This is a genomic window from Nostoc sp., from assembly GCF_036917395.1.
In the GTDB taxonomy this organism is placed as follows: domain Bacteria; phylum Cyanobacteriota; class Cyanobacteriia; order Cyanobacteriales; family Nostocaceae; genus Nostoc.
The window spans coordinates 26,270-44,787 of record NZ_JBALDI010000040.1 but is presented as its reverse complement, the minus strand read 5'-3'; the positions used below and the strand labels follow the sequence as shown (position 1 = coordinate 44,787).

Sequence of the window (18,518 nt, the reverse complement as noted above, 5' to 3'; positions counted from 1 at the left end):
TGGTGTCTACAAAGTTCAGGTAAGCTTTCACAACAGGAGCTATTATTCCTAATCAGGTTGGTAATCAAACAACCATTTAAATTGCAAGTCAGCTAACCAGGTGGGAGTAAGCTTGTAAATCCAGTCGCGGAGGATACATCCCATTGCAGAGGTAGTTTGTCCAAGTTGACCAACCTGGCGAGAAGTAGTAAATACACGAGTAACTCGTTTGTTACGACTTTGCTCAAATTGACGCAACAGTGACACTACTTGGTTGCCGTTAGTAAGATTTGTAAGCAACTTCACAAGTTCAAACGCATCTTCTATTGCCATACAACCCCCTTGTCCAAGATTTGGTTGGACAGGATGTGCTGCATCTCCAATTAAGGTGACTCGACCACTTCCCCAAGAACTAGCCATTGGTTGGCGATCAAAAATATCATCTCGATAAATGCTTTCATTTTCCAAAACCTTGAGGATGAAAGGTACAGGTTCGGCATAATCTGAAAATATCAACTTCAGAGCATTCAAGGAACCTCCAACTGAGTCGTCATTTCCACCTTTAGCACTGTTGTTAAAAGCATAAAAAGAGAATTGCCCTCCTCCAATGTCAAAATACCCAAAGCGATTACCCTGACCCCAAAATTCTACCCAACTATATTTTTTATCCAATGGAATACTTGAACCTTGGAAAAACCCTCTCCAGCAACACATGCCACTGTACTCTGCTTCCTCTAATCGTTCTTGACCATTGAGGCTGGCTCGTACTTTTGAGTAAAGACCATCTGCACCTACTAATATGTCCCCAGTTGTCGTACTACCATCTTGAAAATAAACTTGCACACGATCTCCTACCTCCTCAAATTTATCAAATGTCATACCAGTCCTGACTACTCCTTCAGGCAGGGCTTCATATAGAATCTGTTGTAATTCCGATCGAGAAAGACATATACCCAAGTCTTCTTCACCTACAAATTGCGGGGAGTTTATGTACAATGGTTTTCCTTTTTTATTAAAAAACCCTCCTTGGCAAATTTTGCCTCCTTGTTTGTAAAAACGTTCATAAATTTTCCCTGACCATAAGAGTTTGTAAACACGCATAGCATTTCTTTGAATAAATATCCCTCCTGCACCGGAGAGCATTTCATTCAACTGGCGTTTCTCATATAGCTCAACTTCAATTCCTGCATCTAAATAGGCACGGGCTAAAGTTAAGCCCCCAATTCCACCACCAATCACAATTACTTTTATTTTTGACAGGTTGATCTCCCGAATATTTGGAGTAAATGCTCCAAATAAATTGCCATCTTTAGTCATAATTTATTCACAGTTAATTTTAGCTATTATGGAATTTAATTGTACTTGTATTTTCAATTTTTAGATTGTAGGCTGACATGAAACACAAAAATTTGTATGTAGAGTCAAGAATAATTCATTTATTTGACTTGGGTAAGCAAATAGTGAAACAAGTTCTACCTGGCTGCGACTCAAATGAGAGTGTACCATGATGGCGATTTTCTACAATCCGGCGAACGGTTTCCAAACCGAGTCCTGAACCATGCCCCACTGATTTAGTAGTGAAGAAAGGTTCAAAAATGCGGGTTTTAATTTCAGGTGGAATTCCACTACCAGAATCGATGATGTCAATATGGGCAAAGCGATCGCAATGGTATGTTGTAATTTCCAGCAGTCCCTTACCATCCATTGCATCTATGGCGTTGTCAATTAAGTTTGTCCATACCTGATTCAGTTCGCTGCCATAAGCAAGGATTTTAGGAAGATGTTGATCGTAATTACGTTGTACTTGGATGCCGCATTTGATTTGATGAGCAAACAATCGCAATGTATCTTCTAAACCTTGATGCACATTCACTTCTTGCTGAACACCTTGATCTAGGTAAGTATAAGACTTCATCGCTTGCACAAGTTCAGAAATCCTCTCGGCTCCTCGCAAACCATGTTTAATCATTGACATGACTTCAAACGACAGCGATAACCAGTGCAATCCCATTTCTCGCAATTCAGTGTCGTCGTTACGCCAACGTTCCATGAGATGATCTAGGGTTTCGACCTCAACACCGCCTTCTGCTAAAGGTTCCGCTAATTTCCATGCCTGGTTCACACCATAATCTTCTAACCATTCCAGCAACACGGTTTCGCGATCGCTTAATGTCACTGGATCTAGGCGATTATTCAGAATCACATCATAGCCCTGATCGCGTACTCTCAACCAGTGTTGAGTATGCGCTTCCTCAACATTGCGTTGCCCATAAACTAAGTTCATTCGTTGTAACTCTAGGATAGCGGCTGGCATTTCCCCTAAAGTCCGAACGAGGGCTGCGGCTGGGTTGTTGAGTTCGTGAGCTAGACCAGCGGCAAGTGTCCCTAAAGCTGCCATCTTTTCTCGCCCACGAATGAAAGACTCTAGCCCCCGGACACGACGTTGCATAATACGGAAAATCATCCGTTCAAAATCACGATATTCATGCAGCAGTTTGCAAAAGTCTTCTCCTTTTACTTCATAAAGGCTGCAATTTGTCAATGCCCGCATTGTCACAGGTACAGGTTCATCTGTGAGGACTGCAATTTCACCAAAAAAGGATGGGGCTTCATGTTGCCCGATGGGAATTTCAACTCCTTGACTGCGGCGGGTGAGATTAATTTTACCTTTGATTAAGATAAATAAGCCGTGTGCAGGATCTCCCTCATGTGCCAACACTTCTCCAGCATGGAGTTCAACCGTTTGAGCACGATCGCAAACCCACTCCAATTGCTCTTTAGGAAGCTGTTGAAACGGGTCTAAGTTGATCAATTCTTCAATACACAACATCAATTAACCTCCTTAGTTTTTCCCGCTCCAACTAAACATTGCTCAGGTAGCGGTGAACGAATTGAATGGCGATCGAACCTTCACCCACACTGGATGCCACCCGCTTAATTGACCCGGATCGCACATCTCCGGCTGCAAAGATACCAGGAATGCTAGCTTCTAGCAAAAAAGGTGAGCGTTCCAAACGCCAACCTGGAGGAGATTTGCCATTATGCATCAAGTCGGGGCCTGTGATGATAAACCCCTGAGCATCGCGTCGAATAACACCATCGAGCCAATCAGTTTTAGGGCTAGCACCGATGAAGATAAAAAGCGATCGCGCTGGCACGGTTTCAGTTTGTCCAGTCTTGGCATGGACAATCACAATTTCTTCTAGATGTTCATCTCCCTTCACTTCCACAACGCTGCAACCTGTGCATACTTTGATATTTGCAGTAGCTGCAATTTGGTCAATCAAATATTGGGACATACTTGATGAGAGTGACTCACCCCGCACCAATATGATCACTTTGCTGGCATACTTAGAAAAGTGCATAGCTGCCTGTCCAGCAGAGTTTGCCCCGCCTATCAGATAAACCTCCTCATTGCTACAGGCGATCGCCTCAGTCATCGCAGCACCGTAATAAATTCCTGCCCCTGTCAGCTTCTCGGCTCCTGGGACATTTAGCCAACGGTAGGAAACGCCGGTTGCAACTAAAAGTGCATGGCAACTAATCTCGCTGCCATCCGCCAATTGCAAAACCCGATAAGGATCTTGCAGCCTAACCCCAGTTACGACTTGAGGAGTAAGAATCTCTACCCCAAATCGTCGCGCTTGAGTGACTCCCCGTCTTGCCAAATCACTGCCGCTCAAGCCAACAGGAAACCCCAGATAGTTCTCAATGCGTGAACTCGTGCCTGCTTGTCCGCCCGGTGCTTCACGTTCAATTAAGACAGTACTCAGTCCTTCAGAAGCGCCATAGACAGCGGCTGCTAGTCCGGCAGGGCCACCGCCCACGATCGCCAAGTCATAAAAGGGGCGTTCTGCCTGGGTTTGTAGTCCAATTTTAGCGGCAATCTCTAAATTAGATGGTTGGATTAATCGGGAACCATCAGGAAACAGCACTAAGGGCAATTGCTGTCTGCCATCAGCTTCTGCGTATTCCACTAATTTTACTGCATCTGGCTCCAGTTCAATATCTAACCATTTATAAGGAATCTGGTTACGCGCCAGGAAGTCTTTCGCCTGATGCGAGATAGGCGACCAACGATTACCAATTACTCGAATTCCTTCAAATGGTGGGCGGAATCCAGCTAGCCAGTCATCTAGCAAATCATCCAAAACCGGATATAGCCGTTCTTCTGGTGGATTCCAGGGCTTGAGTAAGTAATAATCAAGTCTGGCACTATTAATTGACTTAATAGCAGCATCCGTATCTGCATAGGCCGTCAGCAAAGCACGTTTCGCATCAGGAAAAATGCCTTTTGCCTGTTCAAGGAACTCCACACCTCCCATTTGGGGCATTCTTTGATCTACCAAAAATAGAGCAACTGCTTGATTCCGTAATTTGAGTTGCTGCACCGCGTCCAGAGCGGTAATACCAGAATTTGCCCGCACAATACGGAAGCGATCGCCATACTGATGCCGCAAGTCTCGTGATACGGCTTGCAACACTTCTGGATCATCATCGACGGTTAAAATTGCAGGTTTCGCCATAACTACTGTTACTTAACGATTACAGTACCAAGCTGTTATCTTCAAAAATCTGTCGTTAAAATATCTACTGTTTAACCAGTTGCTTTAAACGAAGGTATGCCTCTTCTGGTGTCAGCGCTTCTGATTGATTTTCATTAGGTATATAAAATACCCACGTATCTGGAAAGTAATGTACCACAAAGCTTGGAATCAGACCCAAACTTACTGCTTGCTTTCCAAATTTCTCAGCTTGTTCCTCTAAACTCAGTTGGTCATGAAATGGTTGTTCAGCCATACTTTTCATCTCCCTGCACTTTTTTTGACCCTGGAAGAACCTTCACATTCAATACCTGGATTGCACGAATCACTTTTAAGTAATTCACCATGTTCCAGAATGAGCTTGAGAATATTTTGGTATACTACCAAAATAATTTCAAATATGCTTTTGTAGAAAATCATAAAGCTATTTTGGTCATTCACGTTAATCTGAAATTGAATTGGATAAGAAAGCAGGGCATTTGTTCTCTTGAAGTACTAGGAAATCATCTCTGCTTACTGTCAAGTCGGCAATTGGCTAAAAGCCATGATTAGGGGCGATCGCCGTCTGTAACATCTGCAATCGAAGACAAGCCTCTGGTAAAAAAGATTTTTCGCTAGGAAAAATTAAACACTGCTTGGCAAGCAATGGGACGCCCTTTTAACTGAGAGATCAGTAAGAGGGCTGAATATCTGTCTAAAAGTCTCAATCAGGCTCGTACTGCTTTTGAGAAAGAACGGTTGCTTCTTCTCTGGTGGATAAAAACAGGACTTGTAACACCGGATCAGGAATTAAGCCGCATGTTGGGGAGAGATGGCTCAACCGTAACACGCTAGTTGCAAAAGTATTGACAAGGGGGACTAGGAAAACTGTTAAAGGTGAAAGCTTCCCCTGGAGTAACCCGGAAGATACTCTTGACAGATGCGTGGTTGCAGGAGAAACTCGAATGTCTTCAAGGGTTGAGCACCTTAGGGGAAATTGCAAAGTGGCTGAAGCCGGAATTTGATTTAGAAGTCAAATATCAGGCTGTTAGACAAAACTCGGCCTCTGTATTATCTCGTAGTCTTTTTCAGAAATCAAATATGATTTCTATAGGTAAATAGTAGGATCACAAAAACGTTTAAGCAAAAGGGCTTCATGAGTAATCACTAAAATCTTCACCTCAAGCTCCGAACTGCCATATTTGATAACATGAAGGCTAATTATGGCTCAATTTGAAAATTGGTTTTTAGAAGTTGAAAAGTTCAATTCCTTTTGAATGCTTTCGGCGTCATTATACAGAGTTTTTACTCTATAATCATTACTGGAACAGCTAATATCTGGAGATTTTTGTCCTTGATAAATGACTTCAGTTGATGTCCCAAACCAAACAGATTTTGCACATGGCTTATATGGTAATTTGGATAGTGGTTTAGCTGCTAAAATATCATTAAAAAATTTAGTAGCTGTATTAACTTTAATTTCACCTGCACCTTTCCTATTGCAAACAGTATAATTTGCTTTTCCTGACGGCGAGACGCGAATTATATACTTACAAGTATTCGTAGACCCTCTATTAATAATAACTGCTGGCTCTTGAGTATTTGGAGTTTGTGCAAGTATTTTAAGAGAAAAAACACATAATGGTGTAACTAGCAATACTGAAAAAAAGCTAATTTTGTATAAGTTAAAAATGTAAGGATTCAGGTCATACAAAAATGTCTACAATCGTTTCCTGATAACATTTTCCGGGGATTAGTCACAATTTGATATTCTCAATAATAATTAGCTAACACCTATATTTCCGTGGCTTATTGTGACTAAAGATATGTTAATAAGCCAAAGTCAATTTTGAAACTAGCTCTGTGACTGGGTTTCAAACACCTGAATCCTTACTTAAAAATTTTCACTGTCGCCCCACATTGATTTTTTTAGTTATTTAGAGAAATCTTAAATTCTTTAATAAATATTATTACAAAAATCTTTATTAACACTTTTTTATTTAATACTTCATTAAAAAAATTACATTTATAAACAGTGCAGTTATTAGACATCAATTATAGATAATATATAAAACTATAGTTGATTGTATACTTTTTATATATGTTTTTATTGTGTCAATTTTGTGTCATAAATCCATAAAATTTTCATGTGGTATCCTGATTGAAGTATGCTCTGTCAATGAGGATAGCACCGCTGTTAGGGCGAGCAAGGGAGCTTTGGCTAGTTGTCCCGTAGAGAGGTCAGTTATTTGGAAGTTGACATTGAGTGGTAAATTCGTCAAAAAGTAGTATTTTTCGAGATAAATGCATTTTGAGCGGGTGAAACTGGTAACATCCTCGTTTTAGTTTGCATTTCCGAGTGAAAACGTAAGAGTATTGAGATAAGGGGGCTAGCACTGTTAAAGTATATTGTTTGGTTGTTGCCCAACAGTTGGGGCGTATTAAACTTAGGTGTGGTTCATTAACAGCTTTCCTGTTAGATAAGCCGTTGCCAGGGTAAATAAGAGAAAATCAATGGGGCATCCCTTCCACTTCAAAGAAAGCCAAGTAAGTATGGATGCCAGCAATATCTCTGGTAAGAATTATGGGTCAATCCGGGAGCCACTGCCGACCATCGCGCACCAACAAATCATCTGCTGCCAATGGTCCCCATGAGCCTGTTGTGTAGTTAGGAAAGTTTTCAGGTGACGTGGTTGCCCAAGCCTCTAGAATGGGCTTGACAACTCTCCAGCCCAGTTCTACGTTGTCTGAGCGCTGAAACAAAGTCGCATCACCGATCATGCAGTCGTAGAGCAAGGTTTCATAGCCGGTACTCGGAATCTTGCCAAAATAGTCATTATAGCAAAAGTTCATTTCCACCGCATCCATCGTCATGGCAGGACCAGGCACTTTTGCGCCAAATTTGAGGTGAATTCCTTCTTTTGGTTGAATGCGGATGGTCAAGAAATTGGGCGTGAGGCGATCAATCGACGTTTGGCGAAACAATAGTGAGGGTACTTGCTTAAACTGAATTGCAATTTCTGTGACGCGTTGAGCCAGACGCTTGCCGGTTCTGAGATAAAACGGCACCCCTGCCCAACGCCAGTTGTCAATGTTTAACTTTAAGGCAGCATAAGTTTCAGTGGTAGAGTCGGACGCAACTCGTGCTTCTGAGCGATAAGCAGGCACTTGAGTATCCTTCACCGTTCCCGCACCATACTGTCCCCTTACGGTGTCAGTTTGCACAGCTTCAGGAGTGAGCGGAATGATGGACTTCAATAGTTTTGACTTTTCATCACGTACCTCATCAGCTGAAAACGAAATCGGCGGTTCCATCGCCGTCATTGCCAGCAGTTGAAAAAGATGGTTTTGCACCATGTCCCGCAATGCCCCTGTGCCTTCATAGAAGTTGCCTCTGCCTTCGACTCCAACCGTTTCGGCTACGGTAATCTGTACGTGATCAATATGTTCACGATTCCAAATCGGTTCAAACAAGCCATTACCAAACCGAAACACCAGAATGTTTTGTACAGTCTCTTTTCCCAGGTAATGATCAATGCGGTATATCTGTTTTTCTTCAAGGACAGCACCAATGGATTTATTGAGGGCACGAGCCGAGTCCAAGTCGTGCCCAAATGGTTTCTCGATGATGACTCGCCGCCATTGATTGTTGTCTTCGCGCACCAATCCTGCCGCACCCAGCTGCGTAATAATGTCGCAAAAGAAGTTAGAGGCAGTTGCCAGGTAGAACAAATAGTTTCCCTGAGTGCCACAGTCTTGATCGACTTGAGTGAGTAAGTCTTGCAACTGATGATAAGTGTCAGCTTCTTGAAACTCACCAGCAAGATAGTACAGTCGTTGCTCAAGCGGTTGCCAGAGATGCTCCTCTACGGGAACCGTTGCAAACTCATGAATGTCTTGAGCGAGTTTGCTGCGAAAATCATCCTGGCTCATTGAAGTGTGTGCGACTCCAATGATCGCAAATTCTGGCGGCAGCAAATTGCTTTGTTTGAGGTTGTAGAGGGCGGGAAGCAGCAGACGCTTGGTTAAATCTCCCGCTGCTCCAAAGATAACGATCACACAAGGTTCTGCCGGACGAATTAAGGCTTCAACAGGAACCTGGGGCGTGGTAGCAACCGTCATGATATAAATCTCCGTATGTTCTTCAAGATATCCACCAAACTATAGCGTATTGCAGACAGCAGTTTGTCTGCAAACTCACCTTCACCTCTGGAGCTTAATTATTGGTGGAGTGCAGTAGTAATCGTCCACCAACCTTCTCCAGAATCAAACACCTGATGTAGAAGTTTTAAGTAATAGTGGCGAATGGTGAATTAGGTTAAGTCCTGTATAAATTCATCAAGACAACAAAAAACTGGGTTAGGGAAAGAACGAGTTCAGGCTTTATATTTGTTCAAAACACGCTCCTGTTGAAACGGTGTAGCACTTGGCAGTAATCTTGGGCAGAAAACGTATAATAGGTTAAAACTCTATGGAGAATCCGGGTCTGGCAGCTTGCTTGAACAAAAAAAGAGTCTCCGAGGACTGAAAACCATTCCACTGGATGTGCGCGATCGCTAATTAAAAAAGAACCATTTGACCCAGAAGAAGGTTGTCTGATCTCAAAGCCAGGCGTAACCTTTTCATTCTGACTGTAATGGCATATCTAAGAGGATGTTTCAAAAGTATTGGGCGAATAGAATTCGCTACTACACTAGCATTGTCCACCTCCGTGGATTAATGAAAAAGCAAGGTTTTTAACCCACGTTCGCGCAGCGTCCCGTAGGGAAGGTAGGTAAAGTCTCGTGTAGCCAAGCCAGTGCGGGGACAGGGGGTTTCCCCCATGATCTCCTGGCGTGCGACTTCCAGTCGCCAAGGCAAGTAATAAATTAGACTTTTCAAACAACCTCTAACGGCATTACAAACGCCCAACGATATACTATAACGCAAACAGCAGAAATTAACATTAGTGCGGAAATTGTACCAGCAGAGGTTTGAACACGAGGATATTTTAAACTTGGGTAGTGGTAAATATGTAGTGAAACCTGATAATTTCTAACTCAAATTATTCATTTTTAGCTATTGGAATTTTGAATTGTATTTGACTGACTGATTAAATTGTCTCTGAAAGATAAAACTGATGAGGAAAGAGAGAATTTCTACCGCTTCCGTGTGGCTGGTGCAGCCCATGATCTGTTTATTGTGCAAGTCTGCGCTAAGATAATTGACTCCTTTGCTGACCTAGAATTACAGCTATTTTTGAGTAGACAAATAGGTATAGCGTAGGTTTTCTCCCCCGTCTGATTCTCAATAGTTGTAATTTAATGACAATAAATTATGAGAAGATCAGCGCAAAGAACAACTCAATTTATGCGATCGCCTCCGGCGGGCGGTTACGCCATCGCTAACCGACCAAAGTCAGTAGACCGAAAAGTTTTCCAGAAGCCTTAGCAGTTCTTGATTTCCGCTTGGGAATATCAAAAGCCGAAATCAGCTTATGATCTGCGTTTCAAGAATTTTTGTTCTGGGTGGACTTTTTGGCGATGCCAATGGCTGCAAGCTACGCAACTGGCTATGATTGCTAGTCCGAAAAGTAGATGGCAAAACAACAATTAAAACTCATTATTTTATCAGTAGTATTGATAATAATGCTAAATAGTTTGCTAATTCTGTTCGCAGTCATTGGGGAATTGAAAATTCATTGCATTGGATATTGGATGTCGCTTTAAGAGAAGATGACTGTCGGATTAGAAAAGATAATGCTCCGCAGAATTTCGCACTATTACGACAAATCGCAGTCAATTTTTTAACTAAGGAGAAGTGTGTTAAACGTGGAATAAAAAACAACCAGTTTCTTGCCGCGATGGATGATAACTATTTAGCAAGAGTTTTAGCGTTAACTTAAAATAGTATATCAAAACTTAAATTGAAATTTTTACGTGGAAGTTTCACTTGTCTGGAAGAAAAGCATACTTTTCTGTACCGCTCAATGAGTTATTTTTAGTATTAATATATAGTAATTTCTGGAGAGATAAGCTAATCTATATTATTGAGAACTTAATGATTTATTTTATTTATAACTATAGCCACTTGTAGGATTATTTATGTCATTTTCAAATCTTTTTTAGTTTTTATTAGTAAATAAGATGCGTTCGCCCTGTTAAGACCCCTGAGTGAAGAAGTTTTATCAGGACAGCAGAAGATTGCGGACTTGTTTTATGAACAAAAATTCATCACAAAGAAATCAACGTTAGGGATGCAACTCTCTCTTTTGAACAGTATGCTGCTTTTACTCCAACAGATGTCAAGCCTTGAGCATTTGTCAAATTATGGTAGGACTTACGCAAAAACTCTCTGAAACTCTTATTTCTCCGTGTCCTCTGCGTCGCGCCAGTTGCTTCAAGTCGGGAAACCCGCCCAACGCACTGGCTTCTCTGCGGTTCGATTTTCCGTTACCTGTGCGTAAGTCCTGTATGGTATGACCACAAACACATGACACATGAGATAAGTCAGTTAAGAACCACTTTTAATCAAGTAGCACTGTTGTATGACCAAGTTCGACCAGGATATCCAGAAGCGCTTTTTGACGATGTGGTGTCTCTCTCAGAAATCACTCCAGACGGAAGAATATTAGAGATTGGTTGTGGTACTGGTCAGGCAACTGTGCCCTTTGCCCACCGGGGTTATTGTATACTCTGCATTGAGTTAGGTGACAATCTTGCTACGGTTGCCAAAAAAAATCTGGCTGCTTATCCGCAAGTAGAAGTGCGTAACATCGCTTTTGAGGATTGGGTGACGGAAGAAAATGCTTTTGATTTAGTGATTTCGGCGACTGCTTTCCATTGGCTTAACCCAAGTATTGCTTACAAAAAAACGGCTCTTGCCCTCACATCTGAAGGAGCGATCGCGCTATTTTGGAATGAACACGTACATAGTGATGCTAGTAATGGCTTCTTTGAGGAGGTACAAGAGCTATATCGCCGTTTAGCTTGTGAGTTAGTTAAGGATGACAAGCCTCTTACTCGTGAGCATGAAGTCCCTAGTAAAACGGATTGACAACTTGGGGAAAATTTGGGAGTATTAAACTACGGTAACTTGGTAAACTTTTAGTACTTAAAAAACTTAAATACATCTAAAACCCTTACAGAGGAATGGTTTTTGTTGAGTGCAGTCAATGGCTTGAATATGTTACCAGATGTAATCGCCTCAAGGCTGGAAACATTCTTCAACTTTGTAGTGCTATCACCTCACCCAGAACTAGCAATTGCCTCACCACTCACCAACATAGATTTTCCATAATATATTCGGAGATAAAACTGATGATTAAGAGTCCAGAGAAGCTTACAGATACAACAATTCAGTTTTCGGCTCCTGTGAGAGCAAACTCGCCGGAACTCCAGCAGCTTTTTGATTTTATTGCTTTGGGGGCAAGTGAGCGCGATCGCGATCGCATCCTTCCTTATAATGTAGTTGAATTGATCCGGCGTTCCAGGTTGGGTGCATTGCGAATCCCCGTTGCTGAAGGTGGCGGTGGTAGCACCGCACGCGAACTGTTTGAGGTCGTGATTCGGCTAGGGGATGCTGATCCAAATGTCGCTCACATTGTACGGAATCATTTCTCTGTTACAGAGCGAATTTTGCGTTCTGAGCGCACCCAAAGGAATCGTCGCTGGCTCAAAGCCGTCGTCGATGGCGCGATTATTGGACTCGCTTCGACCGAACTAGAAGCTAAACGATCAGGTGGTCGCCAAGTCGTGAATACAAAATTAACACCCGATGGCGACGGTTATCGTCTGAATGGAAGGAAATATTACAGCACTGGTAGCCTTTACGCAGACTGGATTTTTGTGCGTGTGTTAGCACCAGATGGCTCTACAGTGTATATACTCATTCCTACTAACCGCGAGGGTCTTGAACTGGTGGACGACTGGGACGGCTTCGGACAAAGACTCACAGGTACGGGAACGACTACCTTCACGAATGTCCGTGTAGAGGCTGAAGAAGTAATTTTTGAGACAGACACAGACAAAGACGACCTGCCCTACAACATTGTCCCGCAATTATTCCTGACTGCCATCAACGCCGGTATTATTCGTAGCGTTCTGCGTGATGCTACAGCCCTCATCCGTAACAGACCCCGGACTTTTTACCACGCTGTATCCGAGCAAGCCTCAGAAGACCCAATCTTGCAACAGACTGTCGGGCAGATTGCCGCCAATGCCTTTGCTGCCGAAGCGCTCGTCTTGGCGGCAGCTGATGGTCTTGATCGCCTCCCTGCTGCCCAAGCTCAGGGTGAAGAGGCAGAGACGGCTGCGGCACTAGCAACTTCTTTGAGTGCATCCAAAGCCAAATTGATTGTTGATGATCTAGCACTACGTTCGGCCACCTTGCTGTTTGAAGTGGGTGGGGCTTCCACAACAAAGAAAAGCTCCAACTTTGATCGTCATTGGCGCAACGCCCGTACCTTATCCTCACACAACCCAAATCACTTTAAGGCTCGTGCGATCGGGGACTACGAGATCAACGGTACACCATTGCCGCAACGAGGATTCTTCTAATTTTGTTCAGATCCCTGACTTTTAACATGCGGGAAACCACTTTATGAGTATTTATCAGAAGTCGGGGATTTTACAGCCAACCGAAACCGTTGAGAGGAACTATGAGTGCAATTGATACTACTTTTTTGAGAGCAAGTAAAGAGGCGATCGCCTCTCCAACAGACTATCCCCAAAGCCCATTATCCCAAGCTCTCCGGCAGCCAGTACTGCTAGGGCTATTCTTACCGATTCATCACGGTGGTTGGAGTTCTTCTAACCTCCCGCGCACTACAGACTGGTCGTTTGATTACAATGCCAAACTTACCCAAAAGGCTGAGGAGTTAGGTTTTGACCTGGTTTTTGGCTATTCTACATGGCAGCCTAAGGGCGGACAAGGGCCAACTCGCACAGAAGCAGGTTTAGATGCCTTCATTGCTACTGCCTCCCTTGCTGCCATTACCTCACGCATTCTATTAATCTCAACAATTCACGTCCTCTACGGGCCTTGGCATCCCATCCATCTGGCTAAATTTGGTGCTACACTTGACCACATTTCTAGAGGTCGCTGGGGAATTAACGTTGTCACCGGACACCGGGCTTATGAACATGAACTGTTCGGCTGGAGCCAAATCGAACACGATCGCCGCTATGAACTTGCTGATGAATTTGTCACCGTCCTCAAACGACTTTGGTCGGAAACAGAGAATTTTTCTTACAAAAGTCAGAATTCTTGGCAGTTTAAGGATGCTTACATCAGCCCCCGCCCGCTTTATGGTCGTCCCATCCTAGTTAATGCTACCGGTTCTGATGCTGGCATCGAGTTTGCGGGTCGTCATTCCGATATCGTATTTATCACCAGTCCGGGTGGCGGTGATATAGAAAGCGCCTTGTCGTCGTTACCCGCTCATACAGCCCGTGTCAAACAATCAGCGATCGCTAATGGTAGACAAGTCCGCACTCTCCTAAATCCGCTTATTGTCGTGCGTGAAACTGAAAAAGAGGCAGAAGAATATGCTCAGGCAATTATCGACCATGCCGATTATCAGTCAATTGCTGGACGTTCAGGCGTTAGCAGCGATGCACACGCCTGGAGGGGGCATCAAAAGGGAAATCTGCGTCATGGCGTTGGTAGTGCGATCGGCGGTAATGTGCAGCTAATCGGTTCACCCGAACAAATTACCGAGCAAATTTTGCAACTCAATAAAGCTGGTGTCGATGGCTTCCAGCTTGCCTTCTACGATTTTGAGCCGGATCTGGATTTCTTCGGTAAGCGCGTTCTACCACTACTGAAACAGGCTGGACTTAGATTCTAAGTTCTCCAACCTAGCTAATACCAATTCTCTAAAATCCGGCAACACACACATTTAAAATTTGACTTCCTTATACCATTTCTTTGTGAGCCTGCACCAAACCCTTTTAACTTCTTTCTTTCTTTGTGTACTTTGCGTCCAACTCTTGGAGACGCTGCGCGAATGCGGTTCGTTTTTCTTTCTTATACTTAAATATGGTTTAGCGCATCTTCATACAGAATTAGTATTAATTACGAATTACGTTAGCGCAGTGGGGCGCAGCATCGTTACAAATTACGAATTGGTATTCCGCCCTGTTTTCAATTTTGCGAGGTGCATCAATAATGCAAGGACAAGAATTACTACAAAGCTTGTTGCAAGCCACTAGTGAAACTTTTTACATGGTAAGTATATCTACCCTGGTTGCAATAGTCTTAGGCTTACCTTTGGGTTTGTTGCTAGTGATGACAGGCCCCGGAAACTTGCTAAATTTTCCCCAACTGCATAAAGTGCTGGGTGCGATCGTCAATACTGGACACTCATTTTTTTTATTCTGCTTGTGCTTTTAACACCACTAACACGCCTAATTGTTGGCACTTCTATCGGTAGCACAGCCGCTTTAGTTCCCCTGACTCTTGCCGCCATTCCATTTTTTGGTCGTATCGCTGAAACCAGTATTTTAGAAGTTGATAAGGGACTAATAGAAGCTGCCCAAGCAATGGGGTGCAATTATTGGCAAATTGTTCTCAAAGTATTGATTCCCGAAGCTTTGCCTTCACTGATATTAGGTATGACGATTCTAATTGTGAGTTTGCTTAACTCTTCCGCGATGGCTGGGGCTGTAGGTGGAGGTGGATTAGGTAATTTGGCAATTCAATACGGCTACCAACGCTTCGATGTAGGGGTGATGTTTTCTACCATTGTGGTTTTGATTGCACTAGTACAAATTATTCAATTTCTAGGTGATTTAATTGCACAGCGTATAAGAAAACGCTGAACGAAAGCAAAGAGGCAGGAGAGCAGAGAGACAAATATAATTCTTGACTTTTAACTCAAATTGAAGATTTTTTAATATTTGTGTCTATGGTTTTTTTACAGTTTATTTTCTCACTACTTGAGTGTAGGTTCACTGAGAAATACCTGGACTAAATTCTCATAGTCAAAGGTAAAGAAATATTGATTAGATTTAAACAGCCTATCAAAAGGTGGTATCTTATCTTTCAATACTACGGTAAATTAATCAATTTAGTGTATTTTGTTCCTTATCATCATAGATATGGCTGCTTAAACTCCTAAAAATTGATATCAAGGAGTCAATTGTGGTGAATTATTTAAAAGAACACCGCTTTCAGTACAAACAAAAATGTTCTGCCAGTATAATCTTTGTGATCGCAACGTCTTTTCTTGCTTTGATAGCTTCTAGTTGCAGTCAACAAACAGCTATCGATGCCGCAGCTAACTCAGATTCCTCTTCAAAAACTCTCACTACCAAAACTACAGAGGAAAACAATGTGATTCGCTTGGGCTACCAAAAAGGCGGGATTATTCCCATTGCGCGTCAACGGGGTGAGCTAGAGCGTCAGTTAGTAACGCAAAATATTAAAGTTGAATGGAGTGGGCCATTTGACCGTTGCGCTACGCTTTTAAGTTCTCTCAATGGTAACCCTGCGGATATTGGCGGCTGTGGTGATATTCCTTCCATCTCTGGAATTGCTGCTGGACAACCTCTCTGTATTGGTTCTGTACAGCGTCCTAGTCCAGATTCTTTAGGTAATGCAATCTTAGACGGCAGTGTGTCCGTTAGAAACTACCGCTCTTAGGTAGTAAAGATGACAAAAATATACCCAAAAATAACGTGTCTACCAATTTGCAGCAGAATTTTTTCTTCTCTCTGGGTTGCTTGTTAGTAGCAACAACAGCTTGCTCAGAGGTTAAGTCTACCAGTCCGGCAACGATCGCTGCCAATCCTAGTCCATCCCAAATCGCAGTATCGAATACAACTCAATTGTATGTTGCTAAATATAAAGGTGGCTGGGACTTAAATTTAAAGTTAGCTGGACTAGATCATTTCCCTTATCAAACTCAATTTACTGAGTTTACTGGGGGTAATTTGATGGTACAGTCAATCAATGCTGGTGCGATTGACTTGGCCTCTGCTAGTGAAATTCCGCCGATTTTTGCAATTGAATCGAAAGCATCTGTAAAAATTATTGCCACTCTCAAAGGGCCGACGGTTGGTCAAGTTGTACTCGTACCCAAGGACTCAACTGCCAAAACGATCGCTGACCTCAAAGGTAAGAAAGTAGGTTACGTTAAAGCCACAACTGCCCACTACTTCCTGATTAAGATGTTGGAAAAAGTTGGGCTGACAATGAAGGATATCAATGCAATTCCTTTATCGATACCTGATGGACTTTCGGCTTTCCGTAAAGGACAGCTTGACGCTTGGGCAACCTACGGTTATTCCATCCCCCAAGCCCAAAAAGAAGGGGCGCGGGTGCTGGAATCTGCAAAAGATATTTTGAGTGGTAACTTTGTGATTATTGCTTCACCCAATGCGATCGCTGATCCCCAAAAGAAGGTTGCGATCGCTGATTTTCTCTGTCGTTTGCAGAAATCTCAAACTTGGCGGGAATCTAATCTTAAGCAATGGTCGAAGAATTATGCAACTACCATTGATGTTGATGAAAACATCGTTTATCAGGATGCCAAGCAAGGACAACAACAGCGTCGTCAAGAATTACTTCCTGTTTCTGATGCAGCTGTTGCTTCTCAGCAAAAGGTTGCTGATACATTTTTTCAAGCGGGTGTAATTCCCACAAAAGTTGATGTAAAACAACTTTGGGACAGCAGTTTTAACAAAGATATTGCCAAATGCCAATAATTGCAGCAAGAAGTAAAAAGCTAAATGTCAAAATCACCTTACTTTTAATAATGGGAAAAATATGTTTCATGGAATAGAAAGAGAATTATTAAATGGAGTACCTTGGTTATTTGGACAACAGTCTCAATTACCACATTATCTCCAATTAACAGATCAGCAAGAACATGAGAACCGTGATATTTGGGAATTATCACCACAAGAATCTGTTGATCGTGAGCCTGTTCTTAAGCAGGAGATAAAACGGTTTGGGATTTTCAGCAAACTAAAAAGTTTTTCTTTAAAGGCGTAGGCGTAGCCAGCCGCAGGCATTGCCAATAAATAAGTTTGGAATCAGGCGCTAAGGCAGTACAGCTGTTCGCAAGACGGTCAATGATCGCATCTCTGTCAGTGAATCGCCTCCGAGGTTATCCTGGCGCTTATTATAACTATCCGCAACTACCTGATGTACCTCGCTAGTTCCAAGCCTGGCGCTTTCATCAAGTTGGCTCTACACCACTACCAGATGCAATCGAGTCGGTAATAGCGTTCTCTAACTTCCTCCTGCACTTATCTGCACCGTAGAAATCTGCTCACAACCAGGGCAATTGCATCGTCGCTCAGGTGAATGATGATGTTTTCGAGTTCGATTTTGCGATAGCTGGTACTGGCTACTTTGCTGATCCGACAAAGCGGCCGGAACTCGCCGAATTTGCACATTATTGCTCAATACGGCACACCGAATAACAAAGTCAAAAGCTTGGGTTTGTTGCGTTACCTGCTCGGCTAAGATTTTAAATGGGGATGCAACTACGATGGCTCACCTCAGTACCTCAGCGCCGATTGGATCGTTGTTTGCTTGTTTGTATCTCAGTATCAGGCGAGGGATTGCGGGCTTAGAGCGTTTGATTGTAGTCGCTCAAGTCTTGATCGGGATAAGTCTGATCTCCTTCTCACTATCGCGTCAAGTTGGATTATCCATAATCATACTGGTGTTTACAGGCTGCTTTTCCATCCTCCTGATTACCAGTAGTAATATGATTATCCAAACTCTAGTTACCGAGGATAAGCGCGGACGGGTAATGAGTTTTTATGCCCTAGCAATGGTGGGTATGATACCCTTTGGGAATCTGTTAGCTGGAACTTTGGCACATAATTTTGGTGCGACTAATGCCTTGATTGTCTGTGGCAGTCTGAATATCTTAGGTGCGCGATGGTTCTCTGCACAATTGCCAGCAGTGAGCCGTTGGATTGATCGCTAAACAAGTTGATTCTCTTTGGAAAAGTGCAATTATATTAAGTTGTATATCTTTTTTGGAGCAACAAAGTGGACAGGTTGTCCACCTTCTTG

At 42.9% G+C, this 18,518-nt stretch carries 18 protein-coding genes and 1 pseudogene; 12 read left to right on the top strand and 7 right to left on the bottom strand.

Going from position 1 to position 18,518, the window contains the following annotated elements:
- Positions 1 to 48: 48 nt before the first annotated feature.
- From V7K46_RS13690 to V7K46_RS13660, 7 genes are all read right to left on the bottom strand, one after another.
- Positions 49 to 1,296, bottom strand: a complete 1,248-nt coding sequence (locus V7K46_RS13690; protein ID WP_335113918.1) for an FAD-dependent monooxygenase — start codon at positions 1,294 to 1,296, stop codon at positions 49 to 51.
- Between the two features lie 115 nt (positions 1,297 to 1,411).
- Entirely contained in the window at positions 1,412 to 2,809 is a 1,398-nt protein-coding gene (locus tag V7K46_RS13685; protein ID WP_335113915.1) for an ATP-binding protein, read from the bottom strand.
- A 31-nt stretch (positions 2,810 to 2,840) separates the two neighbouring features.
- Positions 2,841 to 4,505, bottom strand: a complete 1,665-nt coding sequence (locus V7K46_RS13680) for an FAD-dependent oxidoreductase (RefSeq protein WP_335113913.1) — start codon at positions 4,503 to 4,505, stop codon at positions 2,841 to 2,843.
- 64 nt (positions 4,506 to 4,569) lie between these two features.
- Positions 4,570 to 4,779 carry a hypothetical protein gene (locus tag V7K46_RS13675; RefSeq protein ID WP_335113911.1) on the bottom strand — a complete coding sequence of 70 codons (210 nt, stop codon included), beginning with the start codon at positions 4,777 to 4,779 and terminating at the stop codon, positions 4,570 to 4,572.
- 951 nt (positions 4,780 to 5,730) lie between these two features.
- Positions 5,731 to 6,159, bottom strand: coding sequence for a hypothetical protein (locus V7K46_RS13670; RefSeq protein ID WP_335113909.1), 429 nt, complete (start codon positions 6,157 to 6,159; stop codon positions 5,731 to 5,733).
- Positions 6,160 to 7,091: 932 nt separating this feature from the next.
- Entirely contained in the window at positions 7,092 to 8,624 is a 1,533-nt protein-coding gene (gene zwf / locus V7K46_RS13665; RefSeq protein ID WP_335113907.1) for a glucose-6-phosphate dehydrogenase, read from the bottom strand.
- 594 nt (positions 8,625 to 9,218) lie between these two features.
- The gene (locus V7K46_RS13660; RefSeq protein ID WP_335113905.1) at positions 9,219 to 9,383 is read right to left on the bottom strand and encodes a hypothetical protein; all 165 of its coding nucleotides are present in this window, start codon (positions 9,381 to 9,383) and stop codon (positions 9,219 to 9,221) included.
- A 216-nt stretch (positions 9,384 to 9,599) separates the two neighbouring features.
- On the opposite strand from V7K46_RS13660, the gene V7K46_RS13655 reads away from it, so the two are divergent.
- The 12 genes and pseudogenes from V7K46_RS13655 (at position 9,600) to V7K46_RS13600 (ending at position 18,429) form a co-directional block, all read left to right on the top strand.
- Positions 9,600 to 9,767 carry a hypothetical protein gene (locus V7K46_RS13655; RefSeq protein WP_335113903.1) on the top strand — a complete coding sequence of 56 codons (168 nt, stop codon included), beginning with the start codon at positions 9,600 to 9,602 and terminating at the stop codon, positions 9,765 to 9,767.
- A 298-nt stretch (positions 9,768 to 10,065) separates the two neighbouring features.
- A pseudogene (locus V7K46_RS13650) lies at positions 10,066 to 10,386 on the top strand (ISAs1 family transposase); the annotation flags it as partial.
- 587 nt (positions 10,387 to 10,973) lie between these two features.
- Positions 10,974 to 11,537, top strand: coding sequence for a class I SAM-dependent DNA methyltransferase (locus V7K46_RS13645; RefSeq protein ID WP_335113901.1), 564 nt, complete (start codon positions 10,974 to 10,976; stop codon positions 11,535 to 11,537).
- Positions 11,538 to 11,642: 105 nt separating this feature from the next.
- Entirely contained in the window at positions 11,643 to 11,780 is a 138-nt protein-coding gene (locus V7K46_RS13640; protein ID WP_335113899.1) for a hypothetical protein, read from the top strand.
- 20 nt (positions 11,781 to 11,800) lie between these two features.
- Positions 11,801 to 13,039, top strand: a complete 1,239-nt coding sequence (locus tag V7K46_RS13635) for an acyl-CoA dehydrogenase family protein (RefSeq protein ID WP_335113898.1) — start codon at positions 11,801 to 11,803, stop codon at positions 13,037 to 13,039.
- A gap of 101 nt (positions 13,040 to 13,140) precedes the next feature.
- On the top strand, positions 13,141 to 14,331 hold the full coding sequence (locus tag V7K46_RS13630; protein ID WP_335113896.1) for an LLM class flavin-dependent oxidoreductase: 1,191 nt from the start codon (positions 13,141 to 13,143) through the stop codon (positions 14,329 to 14,331).
- A gap of 320 nt (positions 14,332 to 14,651) precedes the next feature.
- Positions 14,652 to 14,876, top strand: coding sequence for a hypothetical protein (locus tag V7K46_RS13625; RefSeq protein WP_335113894.1), 225 nt, complete (start codon positions 14,652 to 14,654; stop codon positions 14,874 to 14,876).
- Complete coding sequence (locus tag V7K46_RS13620) at positions 14,867 to 15,304, top strand: methionine ABC transporter permease (protein WP_335113892.1); 438 nt, start codon at positions 14,867 to 14,869, stop codon at positions 15,302 to 15,304. The genes V7K46_RS13625 and V7K46_RS13620 overlap by 10 nt, the downstream gene beginning before the upstream one ends.
- A gap of 322 nt (positions 15,305 to 15,626) precedes the next feature.
- A complete protein-coding gene (locus tag V7K46_RS13615) occupies positions 15,627 to 16,127 on the top strand; it encodes a hypothetical protein (protein ID WP_335113890.1) in 501 nt (166 codons plus the stop codon).
- 35 nt (positions 16,128 to 16,162) lie between these two features.
- Positions 16,163 to 17,191: an ABC transporter substrate-binding protein gene (locus V7K46_RS13610; RefSeq protein ID WP_335113888.1), complete on the top strand. Its 1,029-nt coding sequence runs from the start codon at positions 16,163 to 16,165 to the stop codon at positions 17,189 to 17,191.
- A 61-nt stretch (positions 17,192 to 17,252) separates the two neighbouring features.
- Positions 17,253 to 17,480 carry a hypothetical protein gene (locus V7K46_RS13605; protein WP_335113886.1) on the top strand — a complete coding sequence of 76 codons (228 nt, stop codon included), beginning with the start codon at positions 17,253 to 17,255 and terminating at the stop codon, positions 17,478 to 17,480.
- 409 nt (positions 17,481 to 17,889) lie between these two features.
- Positions 17,890 to 18,429, top strand: a complete 540-nt coding sequence (locus V7K46_RS13600; protein ID WP_335113884.1) for an MFS transporter — start codon at positions 17,890 to 17,892, stop codon at positions 18,427 to 18,429.
- Positions 18,430 to 18,518 lie beyond the last annotated feature (89 nt).